The sequence below is a fragment of the Kutzneria viridogrisea DSM 43870 genome (assembly GCF_000525635.1).
In the GTDB taxonomy this organism is placed as follows: domain Bacteria; phylum Actinomycetota; class Actinomycetes; order Mycobacteriales; family Pseudonocardiaceae; genus Kutzneria; species Kutzneria viridogrisea.
Map to the genome: position 1 here is coordinate 8,680,020 of NZ_CP007155.1, position 25,536 is coordinate 8,705,555.

24 protein-coding genes are annotated in these 25,536 nt (G+C 70.0%); 3 read left to right on the forward strand and 21 right to left on the reverse strand.

Annotation, left to right across the window (positions count from 1 at the left end):
- Positions 1-7: 7 nt before the first annotated feature.
- The 3 genes from KALB_RS37795 to KALB_RS37805 form a co-directional block, all read right to left on the reverse strand.
- On the reverse strand, positions 8-559 hold the full coding sequence (locus KALB_RS37795) for a cysteine hydrolase family protein (RefSeq protein WP_025360876.1): 552 nt from the start codon (positions 557-559) through the stop codon (positions 8-10).
- A 69-nt stretch (positions 560-628) separates the two neighbouring features.
- Positions 629-1,510, reverse strand: a complete 882-nt coding sequence (locus KALB_RS37800) for an NAD(+)/NADH kinase (RefSeq protein ID WP_025360877.1) — start codon at positions 1,508-1,510, stop codon at positions 629-631.
- Positions 1,507-2,505, reverse strand: a complete 999-nt coding sequence (locus KALB_RS37805) for an SPFH domain-containing protein (protein ID WP_025360878.1) — start codon at positions 2,503-2,505, stop codon at positions 1,507-1,509. Before KALB_RS37805 ends, KALB_RS37800 begins: the two co-directional genes overlap by 4 nt.
- 83 nt (positions 2,506-2,588) lie before the next feature.
- Between KALB_RS37805 and KALB_RS37810 the strand changes: the two genes are divergently transcribed.
- Positions 2,589-3,287 (forward strand): NUDIX hydrolase, encoded by a 699-nt coding sequence (locus tag KALB_RS37810; RefSeq protein WP_025360879.1) that lies wholly within the window; start codon positions 2,589-2,591, stop codon positions 3,285-3,287.
- A gap of 160 nt (positions 3,288-3,447) precedes the next feature.
- Here KALB_RS37810 and KALB_RS37815 read toward each other — a convergent pair whose 3' ends face one another.
- From KALB_RS37815 to KALB_RS37870, 12 genes are all read right to left on the reverse strand, one after another.
- Complete coding sequence (locus KALB_RS37815) at positions 3,448-4,221, reverse strand: ABC transporter ATP-binding protein (RefSeq protein WP_025360880.1); 774 nt, start codon at positions 4,219-4,221, stop codon at positions 3,448-3,450.
- A 3-nt stretch (positions 4,222-4,224) separates the two neighbouring features.
- Positions 4,225-5,250, reverse strand: coding sequence for a FecCD family ABC transporter permease (locus tag KALB_RS37820; protein ID WP_042221227.1), 1,026 nt, complete (start codon positions 5,248-5,250; stop codon positions 4,225-4,227).
- Between the two features lie 6 nt (positions 5,251-5,256).
- Positions 5,257-6,309: an ABC transporter substrate-binding protein gene (locus KALB_RS37825; RefSeq protein WP_025360882.1), complete on the reverse strand. Its 1,053-nt coding sequence runs from the start codon at positions 6,307-6,309 to the stop codon at positions 5,257-5,259.
- A gap of 20 nt (positions 6,310-6,329) precedes the next feature.
- Entirely contained in the window at positions 6,330-10,133 is a 3,804-nt protein-coding gene (locus KALB_RS37830; protein WP_025360883.1) for an AMP-binding protein, read from the reverse strand.
- Entirely contained in the window at positions 10,126-10,350 is a 225-nt protein-coding gene (locus KALB_RS37835) for a phosphopantetheine-binding protein (RefSeq protein WP_025360884.1), read from the reverse strand. The genes KALB_RS37830 and KALB_RS37835 overlap by 8 nt, the downstream gene beginning before the upstream one ends.
- Positions 10,351-10,360: 10 nt before the next feature.
- The gene (locus KALB_RS37840) at positions 10,361-11,848 is read right to left on the reverse strand and encodes an AMP-binding protein (RefSeq protein ID WP_025360885.1); all 1,488 of its coding nucleotides are present in this window, start codon (positions 11,846-11,848) and stop codon (positions 10,361-10,363) included.
- A 5-nt stretch (positions 11,849-11,853) separates the two neighbouring features.
- Entirely contained in the window at positions 11,854-12,336 is a 483-nt protein-coding gene (locus KALB_RS37845; RefSeq protein WP_025360886.1) for an FcoT family thioesterase, read from the reverse strand.
- The gene (gene scoE / locus KALB_RS37850) at positions 12,333-13,202 is read right to left on the reverse strand and encodes a (3R)-3-[(carboxymethyl)amino]fatty acid oxygenase/decarboxylase (protein WP_025360887.1); all 870 of its coding nucleotides are present in this window, start codon (positions 13,200-13,202) and stop codon (positions 12,333-12,335) included. Before scoE ends, KALB_RS37845 begins: the two co-directional genes overlap by 4 nt.
- A 159-nt stretch (positions 13,203-13,361) precedes the next feature.
- Complete coding sequence (locus KALB_RS37855) at positions 13,362-13,844, reverse strand: poly-gamma-glutamate biosynthesis protein PgsC/CapC (RefSeq protein ID WP_025360888.1); 483 nt, start codon at positions 13,842-13,844, stop codon at positions 13,362-13,364.
- Positions 13,838-15,019: a poly-gamma-glutamate synthase PgsB gene (pgsB, locus tag KALB_RS37860; protein WP_025360889.1), complete on the reverse strand. Its 1,182-nt coding sequence runs from the start codon at positions 15,017-15,019 to the stop codon at positions 13,838-13,840. Before pgsB ends, KALB_RS37855 begins: the two co-directional genes overlap by 7 nt.
- Positions 15,019-16,896: a HAMP domain-containing protein gene (locus KALB_RS37865; RefSeq protein ID WP_025360890.1), complete on the reverse strand. Its 1,878-nt coding sequence runs from the start codon at positions 16,894-16,896 to the stop codon at positions 15,019-15,021. Before KALB_RS37865 ends, pgsB begins: the two co-directional genes overlap by 1 nt.
- A 5-nt stretch (positions 16,897-16,901) precedes the next feature.
- Positions 16,902-17,786: a hypothetical protein gene (locus tag KALB_RS37870; protein WP_025360891.1), complete on the reverse strand. Its 885-nt coding sequence runs from the start codon at positions 17,784-17,786 to the stop codon at positions 16,902-16,904.
- A 187-nt stretch (positions 17,787-17,973) separates the two neighbouring features.
- On the opposite strand from KALB_RS37870, the gene KALB_RS37875 reads away from it, so the two are divergent.
- Positions 17,974-18,630 carry a PadR family transcriptional regulator gene (locus KALB_RS37875; protein ID WP_025360892.1) on the forward strand — a complete coding sequence of 219 codons (657 nt, stop codon included), beginning with the start codon at positions 17,974-17,976 and terminating at the stop codon, positions 18,628-18,630.
- 341 nt (positions 18,631-18,971) lie between these two features.
- The gene (locus KALB_RS37880; protein ID WP_025360893.1) at positions 18,972-20,207 is read left to right on the forward strand and encodes a Bcr/CflA family multidrug efflux MFS transporter; all 1,236 of its coding nucleotides are present in this window, start codon (positions 18,972-18,974) and stop codon (positions 20,205-20,207) included.
- On the opposite strand, the gene KALB_RS37885 is transcribed toward KALB_RS37880, so the two are convergent.
- The 6 genes from KALB_RS37885 to KALB_RS37910 are packed head-to-tail and all read right to left on the reverse strand — an operon-like array spanning position 20,152 to position 25,530.
- On the reverse strand, positions 20,152-20,634 hold the full coding sequence (locus KALB_RS37885; protein ID WP_025360894.1) for an Rv1363c family protein: 483 nt from the start codon (positions 20,632-20,634) through the stop codon (positions 20,152-20,154). The genes KALB_RS37880 and KALB_RS37885 overlap by 56 nt on opposite strands.
- Complete coding sequence (locus KALB_RS37890) at positions 20,631-21,200, reverse strand: Rv1363c family protein (protein ID WP_148309811.1); 570 nt, start codon at positions 21,198-21,200, stop codon at positions 20,631-20,633. Before KALB_RS37890 ends, KALB_RS37885 begins: the two co-directional genes overlap by 4 nt.
- On the reverse strand, positions 21,176-22,429 hold the full coding sequence (locus tag KALB_RS37895) for an MCE family protein (protein ID WP_025360896.1): 1,254 nt from the start codon (positions 22,427-22,429) through the stop codon (positions 21,176-21,178). The genes KALB_RS37890 and KALB_RS37895 overlap by 25 nt, the downstream gene beginning before the upstream one ends.
- Position 22,430: 1 nt before the next feature.
- The gene (locus KALB_RS37900; RefSeq protein WP_025360897.1) at positions 22,431-23,426 is read right to left on the reverse strand and encodes an MCE family protein; all 996 of its coding nucleotides are present in this window, start codon (positions 23,424-23,426) and stop codon (positions 22,431-22,433) included.
- Positions 23,423-24,547, reverse strand: coding sequence for an MCE family protein (locus tag KALB_RS37905; protein ID WP_025360898.1), 1,125 nt, complete (start codon positions 24,545-24,547; stop codon positions 23,423-23,425). Before KALB_RS37905 ends, KALB_RS37900 begins: the two co-directional genes overlap by 4 nt.
- Positions 24,544-25,530, reverse strand: coding sequence for an MCE family protein (locus KALB_RS37910; protein ID WP_051912844.1), 987 nt, complete (start codon positions 25,528-25,530; stop codon positions 24,544-24,546). The genes KALB_RS37905 and KALB_RS37910 overlap by 4 nt, the downstream gene beginning before the upstream one ends.
- Positions 25,531-25,536: the final 6 nt, after the last annotated feature.

Sequence of the window (25,536 nt, forward strand, 5' to 3'; positions counted from 1 at the left end):
GATCTGGTCAGCGTACCCCGGTCAGCTCGGCCACCGTGGCGATCGAGGCGAAGCGCCCGGCCAGCGCGTACTCGGTCCTGGCAACGATGTCCTCGGTGCCGAGCACGGCGCCGGTCCGCCAGTGCGCGATCGGCGTGGTCGCGGTGGCGTCGGTGACGAAGGTGACCTCGAACCCGAGGTCGCTGGCCACCCGCGTGGTGGTCTCGCAGCACTGCTCGGTGCGGATCCCGCTGATCCGCAGGTCGCGGATGCCGCGCGCGGTCAGTGTCTGCTGGAGGTTGGTCGTGGTGAAGGCGTTGTGCGAGGTCTTGGTCAGCAGCGGCTCGTCCGCGCGCGGCTGGAGCCCCTCGATCAGCCGGACGTACCCGCTGGCCGGGTCGAACACGTCCTTGGTGCCCGGCTCGCTGTGCAGCACCCACACCACCAGGTCGTCCTCGGCGCGGGCGAGGTCGACCAGCTGGTTGACCTTGCCGACGATGTCGGGGTTGGACACCTCGGCCCAGTTCGGCCGCTGGCGGAAGGACTCCTGCACGTCGATGACGATCAGCGCTCTGTTCACGTGGTGGAGTCTGGTCGACACCCCCGTGCCCGACCAGACACCACCACGCCAGCAACCGGACGGATCCGGTCACCCGGTGACGAGGTGCAGCCTGCGCTCGGCCAGCCCCACGGTCAGCCGCTGCCCCCAGCCGAGCGCGATCGCGTCGGCCTCCACCCCGTCCCCGAAGGCCACCAACTGGTCCGACTCCACCTCCACCACCAGCGGTTCCCCCTCGATCCGCCCCTGGGTGCACCTCACACCCGTGCTCGGCGAGGGCCACGCCTCGCGCACGAACCAGGCCAGCACCGGGTCGAGCGGGGCGGGGAGCTCACCCTGCCCGCCCCGCTCCAGCCAGACCGACCGGCACCAGCCCGTCGCGCCGGTCCCGGTGCCGACGAGGATGCCCGAGGACGCCTGCCGTTCCGGGCTGGCACCGCCCACGCTGAGCCGGTACCTGGCCGTCTGGTGGCTGCGGTGCCCGACGTAGACCTCGTTCAGCGCGACAAGTCGCTGGCCGTCGTCGGACACCGCCTCCACCATGACCCGCTGCGCGATTCCCCTCTGACCGCGCAGCAGGTCGGCGACCGCACCCGGCGGGTGCGGCACCAGGACCCCAGGGTTGTGGTCCGGTTCCGGGTTGACCCCGATCACCGGCTGGCCGTCCAGGTACTTGGCGGTGTTGGCCACCAGGCCGTCCTGCCCCACGACCACCACCAGATCCTCCGGGGCGAACAGGAACCGGGGCAGGTCGGCGCGCTCCACCACCCCGCGCCGCCAGTCCAGCGGGATCGCCGCCGAGACCTCGGTGATCGCGGCCCGTACCGCGGCGTCCCGCTCGGTGATCTCGCCGATGCCGCGGCCCCGGCTGGACAGGAAGAACTCGGTCTGCCCCCGGGTGCCGTGCCTGGCCAGCAGTTCGGTCAGCTCGGTGCGCCGGTGTACCAGCACGACCCTCGGCGTGAGGGTCACTGCCCGATCCCGAGCCGGGCCAGCAGCGGGCTGAGCAGCTCGGGGGTCACCACCAAGCTGTCGATCTTCGGCAGGTTGGCGGCGAGTTCCTTGACCGCCAAGGTGGTCAGCACCTCGGTCGGCAGATCCCGGTACGCGCCAAGGCGTGCCGCCTCGGCCGCGGCCTGCGCCTCACCCATGGCCAGCACGTCCCGCGCCCGCACCTGGTTGAGCCGCTCCTCGCGCTCGGCCCGCGCCTGGGTCTCGATGCGGTTCGCTGCGGCGGCCTCCTCGGCCTCACGGCGCGCGTTGGCCCCGCGCTGCACCACGAGCTGCTCCTCGCGGCGGGCCAGCTCGATCTGGTTCTGCAACTCGTTCTCGCTGATGGCCCGTTCCCGTTCCACCGCAAGGGCTCGCCGCTCGTAGGTGGCCCGATCTGCCTCCTGCTGCACCTTCTCCCGCGCGGTGGCCTGCAACGCCTTCTCGATCTCCGCCTCGGGCCGCAGGGCCACCACGCGGACGTCCACCACGGCGAGCCCGGTCTCGGCAAGCCTGCCGTCCTCGGCAAGTCCCGCACGCACGCGGTCCCGCACCGCGGACACCCCGTCGATCAGCGCCTCGGTCAGCGGCATGCGGGCGATCAGCCCCAGGGCGTGCTGCTGCACCGACTCCGTGAGCAGCCCGCCGACCTGGCTGAGCGGGTCGCCGCGCCACATGCCGCTGTCCGGGTCGAGTGAGAAGTCGACGCGGGTGGCGGCCAGTTCCGGGTCGGTGAACCGGTAGGTGAGCGTGAGCTGCACCGACAGGTCCTGGAAGTCCGCGGTCCTGGCGTGGAACAGCAGCGGCAGCTCGCGGTCGTCCACCGGGATCTCCGAGAGCACGGCGCTCAGCGGCCGGAACCAGAAGGACAGCCCCGTGCCCTGCCGCACCAGCTTGCCCTGCGCCACGTGCCGCACACAGGCCGCCGGGGTACCACGCAGGTGCCGCCAACCGAACCGGGTCTTGATGTCCGCCATGACCCCTCCCTTTATCGTCAGAGTGACGATAGGCAGGCGCGGCAGTTTTCGTCAAGATGACGATTAGCGGCTAGCATGGTGCCGTGCGTCACTACCAGCCGGAGAAGTACCCACCCTTCGCGGTGACCGTGGACCTGGTCGTGCTGACCATCCGGGCCGACCGGCTCTGCGCGCTGGTGGTGCGGCGCGGCGAGCGGCCGTACCTGGGCCGCTGGGCGCTGGCCGGTGGCTTCGTGCGCCCGGACGAGGACCTGGACACCGCGGCACGCCGCGAGCTGGCCGAGGAGACCGGCCTGCCGGTGGGCAGCGTGCACCTGGAACAGCTGGCCAGCTACGGGGATCCCGCGCGCGACCCGCGCATGCGCGTGGTCACGGTCGCCTACCTCGCGCTGGCGCCCGACCTGCCCTCACCGCGTGCGGGCACCGACACCGTGGACGCCAAGTGGGAACCGGTCACCGACCTGCTGGGCAAGCCCGCCACGCTGGCGTTCGACCACCACCGGATCCTCGGTGACGGCGTGGAGCGCGCCCGGTCGAAGCTGGAGTACACCCCGCTGGCGACCGCGTTCTGCCCCACCGAGTTCACCGTGGCCGAGCTGCGCCGCGTGTACGAACTGGTCTGGGACACGCCGATCGACCCGCGCAACTTCCACCGCAAGGTGACGGGTGTGACCGGGCTGCTCGCCTCCACCGGCCACACCACCACGCGCGACGGCGGCCGACCCGCCCAGCTCTACCGCCGCGGCGAGGCCACCCTGCTGCACCCACCCATGCTCCGCTGACCAGCTCGACGTCAACCCCCGCGAGTCACGGTCTGAGGAGCGCGAGTCCCGCTCTGGGCCGCGCCCGGCCCACCCAGCCGCCGCTGTCCGGGCCGGGGTGAACGTCATGAAGGTGCCCTTCACGACGTTCAACGTCTCAAAGGGCACCTTCATGACCAACCTAGTCGGCCAGCGGCTTGGCCTCGTAGGTGATGCGCACGACCCCGTCCGCGTGCCGCTCGACCGAGGCGGCGACGCCGAACACCTCGCGCAGCACCACGGGGGTCAGCGCCGCCAGCACGGGACCGGCGGCGGCGATGGCGCCGGCGTCGAGCACCACGAGCTGGTCACAGCTGCGCACCGCCAAGTCGAGATCGTGCAGCACGGCGAACGTGGTGGTGCCGAGTTCGCCGATCAGGTCGAGCAGCTCGAACCGGGCGCGGACGTCGAGGTGGTTGGTGGGTTCGTCGAGCACGAGCAAACGGGGCTGTTGAGCCAAAGCCCGGGCGAGCAGCACGCGTTGGCGTTCGCCGCCGGACAGGGTTGAGAACGCACGGTCGGCGAACGCGAGAACCCCCGTGCGGTCCATGGACTCGGTGACGACGTCCCCGTCGACGGCGCTCTCGCGGTCGAACAGCCCGAGGTGCGGCGTCCGTCCTAACGCGACAACCTCGGCGACGGTGAGCCCGACCGTGGCCGAGGCGTCCTGGAGCACGGCGGCGGTTCGTTGCGCGGCAACACGTGCGGACATCTGCCACACATCGTCCGGACCGACGCGGACCACGCCCGAACTGGGTTTCAGCGAGCGGTACACGGTGCGCAGCAGGGTCGACTTGCCGCTGCCGTTGGGGCCGACCAGCCCGACGAACGAGCCCTCGGGCACGGACAGCACGACATCGCTGAGGATCGGCCTGCCCTCGATCCGCACGCAGACCCGCTCCAGGTTCAGTTCCACCGCTCACCCCACCGATTTGTTGCGGCGCAACAGCCACAGGAAGAACGGCGCACCGAACGCGGCCGTGAAGATGCCCAGCGGGAGCTCGTTCGGGCTGTCCACGGTGCGCGAGATCAGGTCGACCAGCACCAGGTAGACGGCGCCGAACAGCGCGGCCACCGGCAGTACCCGCCGGTGGTCCGAGCCGACCACGAGTCGCACGAGGTGCGGGATCATCAGGCCCACGAAGCCGATTCCGCCCGACACGGCGATCAACGTGCCGGTCAGCAGCGAGGCGAGCAGCAGCAGGCCGATGCGCAGCTTGCGCACGTCAACACCCAGTGCGGCAGCGGATTCGTCGCCGGTCAGCAGGGCGTTGAGCCGCCGCCCGTACAACACGAGCAGCAACACGCTGGCCACCACGACGACGGCCACAATGGACAGTTGGCTCCACTGCGCGCCCGCGACGCTGCCCAACAGCCAGAACATCAGCAGCCGCAACTCGTTGGGGGCGGCACTGAGCTGCACATAGCTGGTGGCTGCCGAGAACAGGTAGCCCACGGCGACTCCGGCGAGCACCAGCCTGGTCGGCGCGAGCCGCCCACGGCGTTGCCCCAGCGCGAAGACCAGTGCCACGGCGATCATCGCGCCGAGGAACGCCGCCGAGGACACGCCAAGCCCGCCCAGCGCACCAGCGCCGAGCGTGAAGACCAGCGCGGCCCCCAGGGAAGATCCCGAGGAAACGCCGAGCACGTAAGGATCAGCGAGCGGATTGGCCACCAGCGCCTGCAACACCACACCGGCCACGGCCAGTCCGGCGCCGCACAGAGCGGCCAGCAGCACGCGGGGCAACCGGATGCGCCACACGATCTGGTCCGCGACCAGGTCATCGACCTGACCGCTGCCAGTGAGGTGGGCGAGCACGATGTGCCAGGTGTCGGCGAGCGGCACCTGCACCGACCCGATGCCCACGGCCAGCAGCACGACGAGCACGAGCGCCACCGCCAGACCGAGGACCAGCAGTGGCGTCGCGCGGGCGATCCTGCTCATGTCGACTCAGAACGCGTCGGGGTGGATGGTCTTGGCGATCTGCTGCACGGCGGTGGCGTTGTTCGGGCCCAGGTAGATCGAGTCGGAGAGCACGATCGTTCGCTTGTCCTTGGCAGCCTGCCACTGCGGGAACTGGGCGAACAGCTTCTCCGCGTCGCCCTGCGGGTTGGCGTTGTGGTAGTTGACGATGACCACCGCGTCCACCTTGGCCGCGGCGACCTGCTCCTTGCTCAGGTTGGCGAACAGCTGCTTGGTGCTGTCCCCGAAGGCGTTCACGCCACCGGCCTTGGCGATCAGGTCGTTCCAGATCCCGTTGGCGCCGATGGAGCTGAAGTCACCGGAACCCATCGCCATGCCCGGGATGATCAGCATCACCCTCGGCGTGGGCTTGCCCTTGACCTTGGCCGCCACCTCGGCGATCTGCTTCTGCGAGTCGGCGATCAGCTGGTCGGCCTTCGCGCTCACGCCGAAGATCTTGCCGAGGTCGCGCAGCATCGCGTAGCTGTCCTCCACGGTCGGCGTGCCGTCCACCGCACCAGCACCGCCGCAGTTGCGCGCGGGGGCGTAGCTGTTCGCGCCGATCGCCGACAGCTCCTCGCGGCTGGCGAAGCCGCCCGCCGGGTCGAAACCGCCGCCATAGGTGGAGATCACCAGGTCGGGACGCAGACCGAGCATGGACTCGCGCGGGATGTCCTGTAGGTCGTTGAGCTTGATGCCGCCGGTGGGCAGCTTGGCGATCTGCTCGGCCCTGCCCGGTTCGTCGGAGGCACCGTAGGACTGGGCATTGGCGACGATCTTGTCGCCGAGGCCCAGCGCCACCAGCGAGGACACCTCGGCCACCGAGCCGCCGTTCATCACCACCACCCGGCTGGGCGCCTTGCTGTAGGTGTAGTCCTTGCCGCAGTTGGAGATGGTCACCGGGTACTGACCGGCTGCGGCAGCGGCCAGCGCGGGGCCGGTGGTCTGCGCGGGCTGCTGGGCAGGTGTTCCGCAGGACACCGCGGCCAGCGCCGTGGCGGCCACCATGAGGACCGCAATCGCGGACCGCTTCGCGGACATCGAGGCTCCTTCAGTTGGTGTTACTCGTGACTGGTCGCGGGCAACACTGGTTTGGTTCCCGGAGGTGACAGCAGTCCCAGTCGCACGCAGTGGTCCAGGTTCCGGTGCACGATCGTTCGGTCACCTTGCGCGGCTCCGCCACCAGCCGCGGGCAGCTCGGCCCAGGCGCTGAACAGAGCCCGCTCGGTCTCGTCGCCGGTGAACTCCCGCAGCCACTGGTCAAGCGGCACTTCCGTGACGGGGTAGCCGTAGTCCCGGATCCAGCCGGGCAGCGCGGCCAGGTCCACGCGCACGCCGTCCAGGTTGACCACGCCGGTCCGGCCGCTCACGGAAAGGTGCACGATCGTTCGTGCTACCTGTTCCACCGGGATCCACAGCTCGGTCAGCGGCAACCTGGGCAGCCTGCCCAGCTGGATGCCAGCGATCAGCAGCCGCCACAGCGGATCCGCCGTGTTGAGGGTCTCCCCGACGACACGCCCGAGCCGGTACACGGTCACGGGAAAACCCCGTTCGGCGGCCAACTGGGCAAGTCGCTCACTGGCCCACTTGCTCTGTTGGTAGCCGCTGCGCAGCCCGTCGTGGGCCGCCACGAAGGCCTCGGGACAGTCCGGTGGCGTCACGGCAAGCGTTGACACGTAGTGCAGTTCCGCAGCCATACGCAGCAGGCTTCGCGTGGACTCCACGTTGACAGCGCGCAGACTGTCGTAACCGCGCAGGGCATTCACCGCGGCCCCGTTGTGGTAGATCACGCTGCGGCGCCCGGTGAACTCGCGCCAGAGCGAGTCGTTCAGCCCGAGCCTCGGTGCCGCGAGATCCGCCCGCACCGCTCGTACACGATCGTTCGTGCAGATTGTTGCGGGGTCCCGGACCAGACAGATGATCTCCGACTCGGTACGCGCCACGAGGTCCGCCAACAGGTGCCTGCCCACGAACCCGGTCGCCCCGGTGAGCAGCACACGGTCCGCCCGCTCTGTTCCGGGCAGCACATCGGGTTCGAGCGTCACCGAGCTGGGCGCGAACCCTCGGCCCCCGCCAGCCAGGTGTGCTGCCAGCTCGGCGACGGTCGGGTACTGGAACACCAGCCCCACCTCGACTCCGGCGCGGTTGGCCACCTGGATCGTCTGCAGGGACTGGCCGCCCGACTCGAAGAAATCGTCCGTTGTGGACAGATCATCACGACCGAGCACCTCCCGCCACACGGCGAGCAGTTCGCGCTCCCGCTCGGTCAGTGCGCCGTCAACGGCCGTACCGGTCTGCTCCAAGCGCAGGGCGGCGCGGTCGATCTTGCCGGTGCTGGTGGTGGGCAGGCTCGCCGTGAACACCACGATGCCCGGCACGACCGCGGCCGGGAGGTGTGCCGCCAGGTAGGCACGCAGTTCGCCGACGGTCGGCCGCGGGTGGTCGGCGACCACGTGTGCCACCAACCGACGTGCGCCGCAGGGCAGTTCCTGCCCCACGACCGCCGCCTGCCGCACGGCGGGATGCCCGCACAGCGCGCTCTCCACCTCGCCCGGGTCCACCCGGTGCCCGCTGATCTTGAACTGGTCGTCGGCCCGCCCCACGTGGTGCAGTTGGCCGTCGGCGTCGAGCCGCACCAGGTCACCGGTCCGGTAGCCATCGCGGCCGAACCTGGCGGCGGTCAGCTCGGGCCGTCCGAGGTAGCCGCTGGCCACAGTGGGACCGGACAGCACGAGTTCGCCGTTGACCACGCTGGCCCGCACCCCGGCAAGAGGGCGGCCGATGGGTGTCTCCGGCCCGGTGAGGTCGGCCGTGGTCGCCACCACCGTGGCCTCGGTCGGCCCGTAGGTGTTGATCAGCCGCACCGAGGGGCCGACCGCCGCGTGCCAGCGCTCCACCCGTTCCGCGAGCACCGCCTCGCCGCCCAGCACGACCGTTCGTACAGTTTCCGGCAGCTTCACCGTGCCCATCGACAGGGCGTACGCCAGCTCATGCCAGTACGCGGTGGGCAGGTCCAGCACCGTAACCGCGCGCTCGGCGCACAGCCCCAGCAGTTCGGGGATGTCGGTGCCCTCGCGCAGCACGAGCGTGCCGCCTGCGCACAGGGTCAGGAAGATCTCCTCCACGCTGGCGTCGAAGTGCAGCGCCGCGAACTGCACCACCTTGTCGGAACTGGTGATCCCGTACCGCTCGGTCGCCGCGGCGACGAAGCTGTCCAATGCCCGGTGGCTGACCACGACCCCGTTGGGGATCCCCGTTGATCCCGAGGTGTGGATGACGTACGCCGGGTCCTCCGGCTCCGCGCGGACGAACGCCTCCTCCGCGCCCGGAGCCAGCTCGGTGATCACGACAGCGGGCGAGGCGTCAGCCAGGACCAGGGCTGTCCGCTCCTGCGGACCGTGCGGATCGATCGGCAGGTACGCGGCACCGGCCGACAGCAAGCCGAGGATCGCCACGATCGCGTCCACGCCTCGCTCCATGCGCACGCCCACGATCGAGCCCCGACCGACACCGGAGGCGATCAGCCCCGCGGCGACCTGCCCGGCCCGGGACACGAGCTCCGGGTACCCGATGTCACCGGTCGCCGACTCGATCGCGACCCCGTGCCGGTGCGCCGCGATGAGGTCCAGCACCGGAGTGACCTGGGGCAGCGGGTCGCCATCGAGTACCTCGGGAGCGGCCAGCAACGGAGCCTCGGGCCCGTCGAGCGCCCGCGACAACAGGTCCAGCACACCGCTGGCATGCCCGCGCAGCTCCTCCTCGGTGTACCGGCTCGGGTTGGCGTCGAACGCCAGCAGCAGGCCCGAACCGTCCGCACGGTCGTACACATTGATGGACAGGTCCTCCACTGGGCCCGCCGACAGGTTGCGCACGGTGGCCCGCCGACCGTCGAAGCGCAGCCCGTAGTCGAACGGCATCACGTTGACCACCGGCCCGAACAGCCTGCGCCGCCCGCCGAGCAGGCCCACGTCCCTGCGCAGCAGCTCGTACCGGTACCGCAGGTGCGGCCGGACCGCCCGCAGCTCGGCGGCCACCCGCCCGGCGAGCACCGCGAGGCCGTCACCCGGATCGACCCGCACGCGCAGCGGCACCGCGTTGAGCACCGTGCACGGCACCCGCAGCGAGGCGGACCCGATCCGGCCCATCACCGGCATGCCCAGCACGACCTCGCCCGCACCCGTACGCCCAGCCAGGTACGCGGCTACCACGGCGAAGACCAGCTCCGGCCAAGTCACGCCGAGTTCCTTCGCCACCGAGCGGAGCGTGTCCACATCGGACAAATGCGCCCAGTGCCGGTGGAAGTACCGTGCGGGCAGGCCGGTCCCCTCGGACAGGCTCACCGCAGGGGTCGACCGCTCCACCCAGAACGCACGGTCGACAGCCAACTGCTCCGACCGTTCGTACGCGGACTCCTCGTCCAGCACCGCTCGCAGCGTGCCGAACCGCGCCGGGGCAACGTCCTCACCTCGTACGAGCGCGGTGTAGACCTCTGCGACCCGGCGGGCCACCAGCGACACCCCGTAGCCGTCCAGCACCAAGTGGTGCACACGGTGGTACCACAACACCCGGTCGGCGCCGACCCGGAACAGGGCGTGGCCGAAGTCCCTTTCGTGCAGCCGAAGCATGTCGGCGGCCATCCAGGACTCCGCCTCCTGCAACGACATGTCGAAGACCGGCACAGCACCGAGTTCGCCGTGCAGTGCCTCGACCTCACCCACGACGGCGCGCAGCGCCCGGACGAAGACCTCGGTGTCGACCGGCCCAGCGATGTCCGCGTACTCGCCAGTGTTGAACGCCGGGCTTTCGGGGTCGAGCTGCTGGGCCGTCCAAATCCCTTGCTGTGCCGCGGTGAAGGCCCTAGGCATCCGACAGCAGTGCCCACCACTGCCCGAACGTGGGGTGCTCGGCAAGGTCCACGAAGCTGACCTCCACGCCGTGCTCCCGCCACCGCTCCACCAACGTCAACATGCGCACCGAGTCCAGCCCGGCGTCGAACAGATTCAGCCCGTCGTCCAGCTCGCCGGGCTCCAGGTAGAGCAGTTCGGCGACATCGGCGCGCGCGCTCGCTTCGGTCACGGCCATCGCGTGCCTCCTAGTTGACGAGGCGGGATCTGCCCCGCCAGAAGCGGTCGCGCAGCTGCCTGCGCAGGATCTTGCCGCTGGGGTTGCGCGGCAGGTCGTCCACGAACTCGTAGCGCAGCGGGGCCTTGAACGCGGCCAGCGAACCGTTCACGAACTGCGCGAGTTCCCTGGCGGTCACGGCGTGTTCGGGCTTCAGCACTACGAAGGCGTGCACCGCCTCGCCCCAGCGGTCGTCGGGCACGCCGATCACCGCCGCCTCGGCCACCGCGCTGTGTCGGCACACGACGTTCTCCACCTCGGCCGGGTACACGTTCTCCCCGGCAACGATGATCATGTCCTTGATTCGGTCGTGGATGTACAGGTAGCCGTCCCCATCCAGGTATCCGGCATCGCCCGTGCGCACCCAGCCCGCCACAAGCGTGTCCTCAGTGGACTCAGGGTTGTTCCAGTAGCCGAGCATGTTCGCCGGGCTGCACAGGTGCACCTCGCCGACCTCGCCTACCGGCAGGGAGTTGCCCGTCCGGTCGGCCACCCGGACGGACACCCCCGGATACGGCCTGCCCGCCGCCCGCAGCCGAGGCCCGCCGAGCCGGTGGTCCTCCGGCGGCAGGCAGACCGCCGTGTTCCCGGTCTCGGTCAGCCCGTAGATCTGGGCGAACTCGCAGTCGAAGGCCGCCATGCACTGCCCGAGCAGGGTCTCCGAGATCGGCGACCCGCCGTAGACGACCTTCCTCAGCGAGGCGAAGTCCTCAGTGGACGAACCGGGTTCGTTGGCCACCAAGCGGAGCATCGAGGGCACCATGCAGGTCGTGGTGACGCCCAGTTCCCTGATCAGCCCCACGGCCTCGGTGCTGGTGAAGGCAGGCATGATCACGTTGGTGATGCCCGCGGTGAAGCCCTGCACTGCCCACCAGAGGCCGCCGATGTGGAATCCCGGCAGGGCGACCAGGCTGCGGTCCCCCGCACGCCAGTCGATCCAGTCCAACTCCGCCTTGGCCAACAAGTCCCGCACCGCGAAGAAGCTGCGCTGTGCGAGCACAACTCCCTTGGGCAGCCCGGTCGTGCCACTGGTGTACATCTGCACGACAGGGGCATCCGTGCCGACTGCGATCGACACCTCACCCTCGGGAGCCGCCGCGCACCACTGTTCGAGCTCGGCGAGCTTGACGCCGTCGAGATGGTCGGCGAACAGCAGCCTCGCACCGGAGTCGCGCAGGATGTGCTCGACCTCAGCTGCGGCCAGCCGCCAGTTGATCGGGACCAGTACTGCGCCGATCCGCGCCGCGCCGAACAGCAGGGCGTAGAAGTGCTCGGAATCCTTGCCCAGGTGGGCGATCCGCGATCCACGACTGATTCCCCGTGCCAGCAGGGTGTTCGCGACCCGGTTGCTCATCGCACGCAGCTCGGCGTAGCTGATCTGCCTGTCGCGGAAGACAAGCGCGATCGCGTCGGGACGGGTACGGGCGTGCGTGTCCAGCACCTCGGCGAGGGTGTGCACCGGGATCAGCCGCCCTGCGGCGGGTTGAGGATGGCCAGGGTGATCTCCCCGCTGGCCTGGCCCCCGTTGTCGTCCCAGAAGCGGCAGGCCGTCTCGGCGATCAGCAGTGAGCGCTGGGTGATCCGGGTGAACCCGACCTCGCCGGAGAAGGAGCGTGGGTCGATGGGGCGCTTGAACTTGCTGCTCAACGAGGTGATCAGGATGTTGGGCAGCTGGCGGTCCCAGTAGTCCTGCAGGGTCCAGGAGGTGAACGCGGGCATCAGGCGGTCCCGGACCGCGCTGGCCATCACGTAGTAGACCAACTGGTTGTAGCAGATGTTGAACTCCACCGAGTTGAAGTGCCCGGTGTCCTCGATGTAGCAGGACTGCGGGATCTCGAACCGGCCACGCCCGGTGGCGAGTCCACTCTCGACGGTGATCTCCGCCGATCTCAGGTAGGAGCAGTCCTGCTTGTAGGGCAGCAGAACCCGTTCCAGCAGGCCGTTCACGCGTGCAGCCCGAACCTGTCGAGCACGGTCACCCGGTGCGACACGGCCGGTTCCGGGGTGGTGGTGTGCAGCGCGCGGTGGATCAGGCTGCGGTTGTCCCAGATCAGCAGGTCGCCCTGCTCATAGGTTTGCAGGTGGATGTTCTCGTGCTCGAACGTGTCGTCCAACTGCCCCGAGGCGGCCAGCAGCTGCTGGATCAGCTCGGGGTCCAGCGGGCTGCCCTCGCTGTCCTCGATGGCACAGGTGAAGCCCTCACTCACGTAGAGCACGGTCTCGCCGGTGACCGGGTGGGTGAGGGTCGTGGGCCAGGTCACCGGCGGAGTCTCCCGCTCGACGTCCCGCAGGACCTCCCACAGCGGCCGGTACACGTCGGTGGGTCTGATCTTGAAGTAGCGCCTTGCGCTGTGCTGGCAACGCGTGCCCGCGACCGCCGCTCTGAGCTCGGCGCCAATGCGTTGGTACGCCTTGGACATGTCGATGAAGTACGTGCCCCGGTTGTGTTGGGGCAGCACCTGCGGGTGGATCAGCGTGATCGCGAAGGGCTGTGGCATGAACTGGTAGTCGGCGTGCCAGAACTTGCCGGTCTTCGGCACCCCCACCTGCGCGCCGTCACTGGGCACGTTGGAGGACACGAAGACCTCCGGCACCTCGGGGTGGCGGTACATCGGCTGGTAGTAGGTCACCGGCTCGCCGAAACGCTCGCCCAGCGCCAGGAACTGCTTCGGGGTCAGTTCCTGCCCCTTCAGCACGACGATCTTCTCGGCGTAGACGGCCGCCGTGACCGCGGCGATCTCCTCGGCGGTGGCGGTCGCGGCCTCGAAGCCCTCCACCACGACGCCCATGCCGCCCTGCGGCGAAACCCTCATGCGCCACCCCTCTTCGTGACCGTCAGTTGCCAAGGTGGTCGCGAGGTAGCCCGATCCAGTTCCGATCAGGAGGTAACGAAAAGATAACGGACACGGATGGTGATCAAGAGTGCGGTCGGCGAGCGGGACTCACGCTCCCCTGAGCGGGACTCGCGGGGGTCAGGTGTGCGGCAGCACGCGCAGCAGGACCCCGGACAGCAGCACGACGTAGGACAGCAGCGTCACCACCCCGGTGGCCAACAGGGTCGCGCCGACGGGTTGGCGCACCAACTGGTACGCGATCAGGCCCGGCACGATGAACCCGAGCGTGCCGTGCGAGAACAGGAACGGCCAGTCGTGCAACAGCACCAGGAACACCGTCAGCTGGAGGAAGACGCCGAGCAGCAGGACCGCGGCGAACAGGCGCTTGCCGTACAGGATGACGAGCTTCTGCACGAGCTTGGTCCCGACGAAGGTCGCGACGGTGACCAGCACGATCAAGGCCATGCGGCGCGGGTCGGACACCAGCACCAGGCCGAGCCAGCCGGGCGTGATCATGCCACCGGGCGAGAGGTTGGACACCAGGTAGCAGCCGAGCGAGAAGACCAGTCCCAGTGCGATGCCCAGCACCGCGACCTCGGCGGTCACCGCAGTGGTCAGCATGGCTTTCCCCTTCGGCGCAGGTGTTCCAGCAGGACCTCGCCCTGCCCGTGGATGTTGCCGATGGCGATCAGGCAGGCCTCGTCCTCGACCTGGTCCACAATGGACTGCACGATCTCCTCGACGCGGCGGCCGGCTCCGCCGAGGTCGTGCGCCTCGCCTGGCCAGTCGGCTGGCACCTTGGCCAGTGCCGAGCGGGCGGGGTGGCCGATGACGAAGAGCTTGTCGGAGCACAGTTCCGGCACGATCTCGCCCATCTGGCCGTTGCGCTCCACGCGGTCGGGACGACAGTTGATCAGCGCGAAGACCGGCGGGCGGATCTCGCCCCGCGCGAGCAGTTCGCGCACGTTCATCACGGTGGAGCGCGGGTCGTTGGCGGCGAACACGTTGGCGACACGCAGGGTCTTCGTCCCGAACTGGTACGGCTCGACGGTGAGCACACCCGGGTCCGGTGGCGCGGCCCACATGCCCTTGATGGCCAGTTCCCTAGGCACAGCAAGGTGTTCGGCAACGGTCAGCGCGATGGCGACGTTCTCGCGGAAGGTGTGGTGGGTGAAGCCCGCCATGTCCTCGTCAGTGATCGAGTCCGGGTCCGCGGAGAGCAGGACGCACGAGCGGCGGTCCGCCTCCTCCTGGAGCACGGGCAGCAGGTCCTGTTCCGCGGTGACGCAGATGCCGCCGACGGGCATGGAGCGGGACAGGGAGCGCGCGACGTCGGGCAGGGTGGGGCCCATCTCCTGCAGGTGGTCCTCGCGCACGTTGCTGATCACCACGATGCCCGCCTGCACGAGCTTGCTCTGGTTGATCTCCTGCAACGCGGGCATCACCGCCATGCACTCCATGACCAGCACGTCCGGCTCCAGCTTCGCGGCCCGGCGCACGATGCCGATCTGCTCGACCACGTTGGCGATGTCGAACTTGCGGTAGACCGGTTCCTCGTCCGCGTCCGGGTGGATGAAGCGCGCCGCCGTGCCCGTTGTCTTCGCCACGACGCGGAGTTCACCGCCACGCAGTGCCCCGGCGCACAGCCGCGTGATGGAACTCTTGCCACGGATGCCGTTCACTACGACGCGGGTGGGAATCGCGCGCAGGTTGCGCTCGTGCCCGCGCTGCTCGACGATCCCGGCCGCCAGCAACACGACCAGCGTGGCGGTGAACACCTCGTACAGGAACAACATCAGCTGCTCCGGGTGATCAGGACGCGGCGGGCGCGTTCCAGGTCGCGGGCGAGTTCCCCCACATCGTCCTGTCTGCGCACCAGGATCACCTCGCCGGTCTCGCCGCGGGCCAGCCTGCGGGCGCAGCGCACCAGTTCGGACAGCGGGCTCACCACCACCGCGAGCAGCCAGCCGAAGATCACCACGGTCAGCGCGGCGACCAGGGCCGCCAGCAACAGCAACTCGCCACGCTGGGCGTTGCTGGGCAACGCGAGCGAGCTCTCCGCGCGGTCGGTGAGCACGGACAGGCCCAACTCCTTGGCCTGCAGGGGGGCCCAGCTCAGCACATGCCGCTCCGAATCGACCGCTCCCGCCACGGAACCAGCTCCCGCCTGGTGGGCCAGCTTCGCCGCCTGCTCCAGGTCGGCTCGCGGCAGGGCCTCGAACGCCGTGAAACCGCCGGTCGCGCCGATCACCCTGCGCTCGCCGTCGACCAGCCAGGTGTTGCCCGGCCCGGCCGAGCTGAGCGGGCGGATCAGCACCTCCGGTTTCAGCTCGGCGATCAGCCGCCCCTCGGGGCTCGGCAGCACCACGAGCACCTTCGGCCGCACGCCCTGTGCCGGCGCGACCTGCACGGAAGGCTTGTCAGTGACGGGAATCGCCGCGTAGTCGACCTGATCACCAGCCTTGGCGCGAACCTCGCCCAGCGGCGACAGGTAGACCACGCCCGCGTACCGGGGCCGCGTGGTCACGAGCTGCTTGAGCAGCCGCTCGGCCGTTCCGGGATCGTGCAGCGCCTTGATGCCCGAGGACACGGCGCTGAGATCCGACAGACCGCTGTCCAGCGCGCGTTGCACCTGACGGGCCGCGAGCGTCGTCCTGCTCTGCTGCTCGCTGGCCACACTGCCCGGGATCTCCTCCCTGGGCAGTGAAGTCGCGATCACTGCGACCACCGCGGCGTAGGCGAGAAAGGCAGCAACGCCAGTGGTCCACGCGATCCTGTTGTGCGGGAATGGTTTTCCGAAGACCTCAGCGCCGTCACGCACGTGGTTGAGGACCGCGGTCAGGTAGCCGGCCTCACCTCGCGCCCGAGCCCAGTGCAGCCAGGCGAACACGAGCAGGGTCAGCACGCCGAGCACGGCGGCGAGCAGGAGGGCCAGCGAGCGGGGGTCGCCCGGCAGTGCCGGGGTCGCGGTGACGGCCTTGGTGGACACCACTGTCCAATTCAGACTGGAAGCGGGTGCCTTGCCGGGCAGCGAAGCCCAGGAGGCCACCCTTAATCGGCCGCCGATCTCCTGGACCCGGCCGCCCGAGAAGCCGTCGACCAGCTGTGGCGGCGCGCTCCCGGTGTTCGTCGTGGCGATCACCCCGCCCGCGCTGTCGACCAGCCAGGCACCCTCGCCGCTCGCCACGGCCAGCTGCTCGGCGAGCCGGGCGGAATCCAGGTGCCCGACGAGCAGGCGCTCCTTGTCGAGCGGCACGTACTGCAGGATGTCGTGCGTGCTGGCGGACTGCGCGCGGCGGATGCCGGGCTCGGCGGGCATGGGATCCCCCAGCACGGCGGGTTCCGCGGGATCACCGACCTCGGCGAGCACCACGCGAGTGGCCCGCTCCACCACGTACAGCGAACGCCAGGCCCGGTGCTCGAACGCCTTGAGCGAGACCTTTCCCCGCTGCTGCAGGGATTCGCCTGCGATGGTAGCGATCTCCGCCAGGCTCCCGAGCCCGCCGTTGAGCGAACGGGCCACGGCCTGCGCGGCGACCGCGGTGCTCTCCGTACGCGCGTCCAGCACCACGCGGGACACCGGCGAACTGTCTCTGGACTGCCCCATGAGCAGGCCAGTCGCCACGGACAGCAGTCCGAACACCAGCACACCGGCGATCCAGGGTGCGCGCACTCCACTCACCTGCCATTCAGCTCTTGGGCCAATGCGGCCACGACGCGATCCCGGTCCTGCGGTGAATCCCTGTTCTCCCTGGCGACTTCCACGTGCACGAACTCGTCCCCGTGTGCGGCCGACCACTGGGCCTGCGCGTTCGTGGTGGCCTCGAGCCCCGGGCACCGGGCCACCCACGGTCGGCAGATGGCGTAGCCCGCGGTCTCCAGCGCGTTGGCCACGCGGTCGGCCAGCGGACCGTGCAGGGTGGGGCCGGAGGACACCACCATGTCGTTGTCCGGCGCGGAGTCGTTGGCGTAGCCGTGCAGCTGCACGACGGGAACTCCTTGTGCGGCAAGCACTTCGTGGACCGCCTCGAAGACACTGTCGGTGACGTGCGCCATGTCGGCGTGTTTGTTCGGCGCGGCCCTGCGGTGTGCGCCCGCCACCACCAGCACCGAACCGGGCACCTTGCGGAACAGGCCGACACCGAGCAGTTCGCTGTCCAGGTCGGCCTTCGGGTGCGGCACTTCGATGCCGGTGCGTGCGGCCGGGTCCGTGTCGACCAGCACCCGGCCCCACCCGCGCCGACTGCCACTGGTGTCGGACAGTTCGTACAGCGGGCGGCCGGTTCCGGTGTCGACCACCTGCCGCAGTGAGTAGCCCACCGGTGAGAGCAGGTCGGGCGCCTCGGCCGGATGGCCGCCGAGCACGGCACGCACCCCGTCGGCGACCACACCGCGCTCGTGCTGGGTGGGTGCCTGGTAGCCGGAGTCCTGTGGTTGATCCTGCACGAACCGCCCGATCGACTCGGCCAGGTCGATCCGGTCCGAGACCGATGGCCCCTGCTCCTGCCGCGCGGGCGTCGACACGACCAGTACACCCGCCGCGACCAGCGCAAAAGCACCCACTCCGGCTGTCCACAGAATTCCGCGACGTGACGACACGCCGCACACAGTCGGGCACTCAGCGTCGCCGCGCCAGCAAATGTAAGTTTCCTCCCAAATGTGTGAGCATCGCTCGCCAGAACCCGGCAACGGGTCGGCACCCGGATGACAACCATTGCTTAGTTGCCCGGCAACTAGAACCCTGGTGACCATGGACCACCGCAGGAACCGCTCCACGCTCGCGCTCGCCGTACTCAGCCTGCTCGGGGAGGCCGAGAGGTACGGCGAGGGCGCACTGCACCCGTACCGGATGCAGCAGCTGATCAAAGAGCGCGGCAAGGACGAGGTGGTCAACGTCGGACAGCGGGCCAGCCTCTACCGCACGATCGAGCGGCTGGAGAAGGCCGGACTGGTCCACGCGGCGCGAACGGCCCAGGACCCGGGCCGCCCCGAGCGCACGCTCTACGCACTGACCGAGCAAGGGCGCGTGGTGTGGCGGGAGTGGATGTTGGACGTGCTGGCCACACCGGGCAGGGACTTCCCGGAGTTCCCCGCGGCGATCGCGTTCATCCCGCTGCTCACCCCTCAGGACGTGCGCGAGCAGCTGGACAGACGGGCCGCCGCGCTGCGCACAAAGCTGTCCCGAATGGACGAAAAGTCAGAAGAAGTCGCTTGGCTGCCAATGTTTCTTGCACTCGAATCGGAGTACCAACGCGCTGCGCTGGTGTTCGAACTGGACTGGGTCACCGCCGTGCTCGCCGACCTGGCGAGCGGCAGCCTGACCTGGGACGAGCAGTGGCTGCGCGCGCAGGGGGAACCAAGACACCGATCGGCGCGGGCGGCCAGAGCCGATCACCCTGCTCGGTGACGCCGTTCACATCATGACCACCGGGACGCGGTGTGGGCGCAAACACAGCACTGCGGGACGCTCACCTGCCGTGCCACAGACTCGTTCGTGCCCAAACTAGTGGTGAACCACTGGCGACGGCGGTCGGCGGCTACGAGGAGCACGAGTACGCGTTCGAGGTCGCGCAAGTACCTGGACAACCGTGCGACAGCGCACAAACCCGGGGTGCACGGCTGGCTGGCAGGTACGGTGATGCGCACCGGCATGCGCGTGGTGAACCGCCTGCCGCGGGTCGAGCGCCGTATGGCGCGGGCCGAGCAGGAGCTGCGGGGAGTCCGCCGCGAGGACGAGTAGGGGTGGGCATGTCACGGGCGCGCACGGCCAGGTTCGTGCTGATCCTCGGTGCGCTGTCCGGGTTCGGACCGCTGTCGATCGACATGTACCTGCCCGCTTTCCCCGCGATGGCGGGGGAACTGCACGCGGGTCAGTCCCAGGTGCAACTCACGCTCACCGCGTGCACCCTCGGCCTCGCGCTCGGCCAGCTCGTCGCCGGTCCCCTGTCGGACACGCTGGGGCGGCGGCGCCCGCTGCTGACCGGCCTGGCCGTGTTCACCCTGACCTCGCTGCTCTGCGCGGTCGCCCCCTCGGCCGAGGCGCTGTCCGCCCTGCGGCTGGTGCAGGGGCTCGGCGGGGCGGCCGGCATCGTGATCTCCCGCGCCGCCGTCCGTGACCTGTACGAGGGGCCCGAGCTGGCCCGGTTCTTCTCCCTGCTCATGCTGGTCAACGGGGCCGCTCCGGTGCTGGCCCCGGTGATCGGCGGCCAGCTGCTGTCCTGGGTGTCCTGGCGGGGCGTGTTCGTCACGCTGGGCGCGATCGGCCTGGTGCTGCTGGTCGCCAGCGCGCTGGGCCTGCCGGAAACCCTTGCCCCGCAACGCAGGCGCCCCGGCAGCCTGACCGCCACCCTGCGCACGATGTGGGACCTGTTGCGGGACAGGGTCTTCCTCGGTTACGCCCTGTCGCTCGCGCTGGCCTTCGCCGCGTTGTTCGCCTACATCTCGGGTTCCTCGTTCGTGTTGCAGGACGTGTACGGCATGTCCCCGCAGCTGTTCAGCCTGGTGTTCGGCGGCAACGCGGTGGCGATCATCGTCTTCGGCCAGGTCAACGCCTGGCTGGTGCGTTTCCAGTCCGCACGACGGCTGCTCGTCGCTGGGCTGGTGACGGTGTTGCTGGGCGGCCTCGGCGTGCTGGTTGCCGCCGTGACGGGTATCGGGCTGCCGGTCATGCTGCCCGCGCTGGTCGTGGTGTCCGGCGGGATCGGCGTGGTGTTCCCGAACGCCACGGCCCTCGCCCTGGCCGACCACCCCGAGACCGCGGGCAACGCCTCGGCCCTGCTGGGTGTGCTCCAGTTCCTGGCAGGCGGGTTCGCCGCCCCGCTGGTGGGCTCCGGCGGTGCGGCGAGCGCCCTGCCGATGGCGCTGGTGATGGCCTCGCTGGCCACCGCGGCGGTGCTGGTCTTCCTGGTGCTGGCCCGTGGTCGGCGGATCACACCGGGGTCAGCTCGGCGACCAGCCACTGATCGTCAGCCCGCTGCAGGGTGACGCGCACCCGCGCACCGTCCACACGGGACGCCTGCTCGGACTTGCTCTGCGTGACCTGGTCCAGGAACACCAGCAGCACGACGCGGTCCGGCTGAGCACTGATCACCGAACTGTCCGACACGGTGGTCTTCGTGACGATCTGCTGGTCCTTGGCTGCCGGGGCGACGACCTTGCTCGCCAGGGCCGCGAACTCCGCGCTGAAGCTGCCAGTCGTGGCGGCCCGCGCGGTCTCCAGATCGTGGTCGACCGTGTGGTAGTCGTAGGACAGCAGTTGCGGCAGCCGCGTCTTGGCCGCCTCGGCCGCCGAGTCGCGGGCCGTGTCCAGTGCGCTGGCCTGGGCCTGGCGCTGGTAGAGCAGCACGACCACCGCGCACAGCCCAGTCACCAGCAGGGCACTGCCCGCGGCGGCCCACCTCTTCTTGGTCACGGCACGAACTCCAGGTCCGAGACGAGCCAGCGGTCCCCGTCCTTGGTCAGGTGCATGCGCATCCGGTACTGGCGCTGCTCGCCGGTCGGCGCGTCGGTGTTCTTCACGGTGGCCGAGACCGCGGCCAGCACCACCGCCGAGTCGGCGTCCGCACTGCTCACCCCGGCCTCCCGCACGGTGCCCTGCGAGGTGACGTCGGCCTGCTGCAACACCTTGCGGAACACCTCGGCCTGCTCGCCGAACTGGTCGCGGAACGAGCCGGTGGCCGAGTCCATCAGCCGCTGCACGTCCTGCTGGGCGCTGTCCTTGCTGACCGTGGTCAGGTTCACCGCGACCTGGCGCGCCGCCTGCACAGCGGCCAGCCGGGTCTGCTCCGCCGCGTTGGCGTCACCGACCTGGAGCCACAGCACGGTGCCCAGGCTGGTCAGCCCGGCCACCACGAGGCACAGCGCCGCCAAAGCGGCCCGCGCCCGCCAGTTCGGTCGGCCCCGCGGTGCGGGGTCCTGCGGTTCGGGTTCTGGTGTCTCGGGTTCTTGCAGGGCTACTTCACCATCAGGCTCTGCCATCCCAACTCCTCTCCCTGGTGCTCCCCGAACCGGTGCGCTGACCCGTCGGGGGAAAGAAAACGACCGTTCGTGCTGTCATATCCGGCGAGGCAGTCGGCCGGGCTGGCCGCGCGCCGACCGGGCGCGTTGAGGCAGGGCGTGTTGCGCGCGCCGCGCACCACGCGCTGGTCCCCAGGTGCGGCCTTGCAGTACAGGTCGGTGGGTGCGGCCACCCTGCTCGTGTCGGCGGGATCGCGCCGCTGCGGGTTGGGCAGGTATCCAGTGGTGCAGGGCGGCGGGTCGTTGACGTTGAGCCGCAACACGTTGCCGATCGCGCCGATGTCGCGGTGCGGCAGCAGCACGCTCTGCACGGCGGCCGACAGCGCCGGGTACAGCACGAGAACCTGTTCCACACCGGGCAGGTAGGTGCGCACCACCTGGCCGGAGGAGATCAGGTTGGCCAGCAGCACGGGCAGGGTCGGGCCGAGCTGGTCCTCGATCCGGCCGAACTCCGCCGCCAGGGGCGGGCCGCTGTCGATCAGCGTACGCAGGTCGGCGTCGCTGAGCCTGAGCTGGTCGGTGAACGAGGCGAGGTCCCTGGTGAAGGAGCGCAGCCTGCCATCCAGTCCGCGCTGGCTGACCAGGAACGGACCGAGCCCGTTGATCAGCCCGCGCGTGGGTCCGATGTCCGCGGCTGCCTGGTGCAGCAACAGGGTTGAGGAGTCCAGCAGCCTGCCGAGGTCCTCGCCGGAGTCCTGGAACGCGGCGTTGACCTCGGTGAGCACGGTGCGCAGCCGGTCGGCGGGCACCGAGGCGGAGAGCCGGTCCAAACTGGACAGCAGCTCGGCGGAGGAGGCCAGCGCGCTGGTGTTGTCCATCGGGATCCGGCTGCCCTCGACCAGATCCTCCTCCCCAGGACCGTCCGGGCTCAGGTCCAGGTAGTTCTCGCCGACCGCCGACAGACCGCGGATCGCCGCGTGCGCACCACTGGGGATCTTGGCGCCCGCGTCGATCGACAACACCGCGCGCACCCCGTCCTCGCGCAGCTCCAGCGAGCGCACCCGGCCGACCTGCACGCCCAGGTAGGTCACCGGCGCGTCGGCGTGCAGGCCGGTGGCGTCGGCGAAGTCGGCCGTGACGGTGAACTGGTCCTCGCCCCACCGCAGGTAGTCCTGGCCGACCACGACACCGGCAGTGACGGCCAGCACGGAGAACACCGCGAGCTGTGCCTTGACCAAGCGGGTGAACACCTCACCGACCTCCGATCGGTGCCAGCAGCGGGTTGACCGCCTGCAACGCCCCGCCGAGCAGGCTGTGCCCCAGCGTGGGCAGGGACAGGTCCAGGGTCACGAACAGGTTCGCGAAGTCCCCGCGGAACACCTGCTTGTGCTTGTCCAACGGGTAGAGCACGGTGGCGGCCACCTGGAGGGAGCGGGGCAGCGCGTCCCCGGAGTCGGCGAGCTTGGTCAGGATCGGTTGCAGCGCGGTGAGATTGTCGACCAGGTCCTGTTTGGACTCGCCGACGACCCGAGTGGCCACTGTGGACAGATTCGCGAGCGAGTTGAGCGCGTCGGTGAGGTGGTCGCGCTGCTCGGCGAGCACCCGCACGCCGGGCGTGAGGTGGTCCAGGGCCGCGCCGAGCTGCTCGCGCTGCTGGGCCAGCGGCGCGCTCAGGGCGTCCAGGGCCTCGATGGCCTTCACGATCGCCGCCTTCTGCTGGTCCAGGCCATCGGCGAAGCGGCGCACCTGGTCGAGCAGGTCCCTGGCGCTCTTCTCCCGCCCGGACAACGCCTTGTCCACCTCTGCGGTGATCGTCCTGATGTTGCCGAGCCCGCCCCCGTTGAGCCACAGCGAGAGCCCGGCGAGCAGTTCCTCGGTCTCGGGGTAGCGCGTGGTGCGGGCCAGCGGGATCAGGTCCCCGTCGCGCAGGGTGCCGGTCAGCGGCTCGTCCCTGGGCGCGGCCAGTTCCACGTACTCGGCGCCGAGCAGGCTCTTCTGGCCGATCTTCGCGGTGGCGTTGCGCGGCAGACCGGCCACGGTGCTCAGGCCGAGGGTGAGCCTGGCGCGCCAGCCGTCCAGTTCGATGCGCCGCACCGAGCCCACCGTGACGTCGTCCACCTTCACCTCGGAGTTGACCACCAGGTTGGCCACGTCGCCGAACTCCACGAGCACGGTCGTCTCCGGCGGGCCGCCCAGTCCGCAGCCGCCGAGCAGCAGCAGGGCGCACAGCAACGCGGGCCGCCTCACCGCGCACCGCCCAGCAACAGCCCGGTGAGGTCCTGCGCGGGCTTGGCCAGCGGGTTGGCCGCGACCGGGACGGTGGGCGTGTTCAGCAGGCGCAGCAACGGGTCCAGGGCGGAGCGGCACTGCTCGGGCGTGCCGCCGAGGGAGAACACCAGCGTGCAGGTGAACCCCGCCAGGTCCTGGGTCTGGTTGAGCGCCAGCCGGGCGGCGAACGCCTTCAGCTCGGGGTCGTAGGTGTTGTACGTGTCGGCCAGCGCGGTCGGCGCGGAGTGCAGGATCGCCGCCAACTGCTCGCGGTCCTCGGCCAGCACCTGGGTCACCTGGCCCAGTGAACGAACGGTCGTGCTAATTCTGTCGTGGTTGTCGTGCAGGAACTGCGTGATCGCGGCCATCGCGGTGTCCACGGCCTTGATCGCGGCGGCGATCTGCGCCTTGTTCTCGTCCAGCAGCCTGCTGATGGCCGCCACCTGCGTGGCGAAGGACCGCACCTGCTGGTTGCTGGCGTTCAGGGCGCCGACGAAGGAGTTCAGGTTGCGCACGGTGCCGAACAAGTCCTTGCCACCGGCCGACAGGGTGGCCGCCGCGGCGGACAGGTCGGTGATCGTCTTGCGCAGGGTGCCGCCCTGCCCGGACAGGTTCGCCGCTGCCGTGTCCACCGCGTGCGACAGGGCCCCGTCCTGGTTGGCCCCGGTCGGGCCGAGCGCCTGGGCCAGCCCGGTCAGCTCGCGCTCCACCTGGTCCCACTCGATTGGCACGACCGTTCGTGCGGTGGGCACCTCCGCGCCGTCGGCCAGCGCCGGTCCTCCGGTGTAGGCCGGGGCGAACTGCACGAACCGCCCGCTGATCAGGCTCGGCGCCACGATCACCGCCTTGGCCTGCGCGGGGATGCGCTGCCGTGCGTCGTAGCTGACGTCCACCCGCACCTGCCTGCCCTCCGGCCGCACGGAGGTGACCTGGCCGATCCGCACGCCGAGCACGCGTACGTCGTCGCCGGGGTGCAGGTTGACCGCTCGTTCGAAGTGCAGCGCGGCGGTGTTGGCTGGTTGGGGGCGCAGCACCAGGTAGGCGGTGGACGTCAGCAGGGACAGCACGACGCCCAGCACGGTGAACCGGTACAAGGTCATCTGCTCCCCCGGGACAGCAGTTCGGGCAGCAGCGGCACGAGGTTGGTCGGGATGATGTTGTGCACGTAGGTGTCGGTGAACGGGCCGGAGCCCACCGACTCGCCCAACTCGCGGATCACCGGCCCGGCCTGCTTGAGGATCTGGTCGACGTGGTCCCTGTTGTCCTGCAACAACTTGAGCAAGTCGTCCAGCTGGCGCAGCGAGGGCTCTAGTTGTGCCTTGTTGTCCTGCACCAGCCCGACCACCTGGTTCGACACGGCCACCGAGTCGGCCAGCAGGGAGCGGATCGTGGCGGAGCGCCGGTTCAGCTCGGCGAGCAGGGTAGCGCCCTGGCCGAACACCTTGACCAGTTCGCCGTTGCGCTGGGCCAGCACGGAACTGACCCCGTTGGCGTGCGTGAGCAGCTCACGCAGCGAGCCGTCCCGCGAGCTGATCGTGCTGGACAGGCGGCTCAGGCCAGCCATTGCGGCACGCAACGGAGCCGGGGTGTGCTGGAAGGTCGTGGCCAGGGTGTCCAGCGCGGTGGCGAGCTGCCCGGTGTCGATCTTCGACGTGGTGCTGGTGAGATCGGACAAGGCCTCAGTGAGGTCGTACGGCACGATCGTTCGTGCGGTCGGGATCGGCGCCGACAGCTCGCCGGGACCGGACGGGCGCAGCGCCAACTCCTTGCGCCCCAGCGCGGTGACGGCCTTGATCGCGGCGCCGGTCTGCTCGCCGAGCCGGACCCTCGCGTCGGTGACCGAGAACGTGACGTCCACGTGGTCTCCTCGCAGGACCAGCTCGTCCACGCGGCCGACCCTGCTGCCCGAGACCACCACCGGGTCACCGGCCCGCAGGCCGCCGACCTCGCCGAACTGGGCCGTGTACTGCCTGCCGCCGCGCCAGGCGACTCCGCTCAGGGCCAGAGCCAGCACAACAATCAGCACGATCGTGCCGACAACTCCGAGCCGCACCGGATCGCGCTCGCCGAAGGCCTTCACCACCCGCGC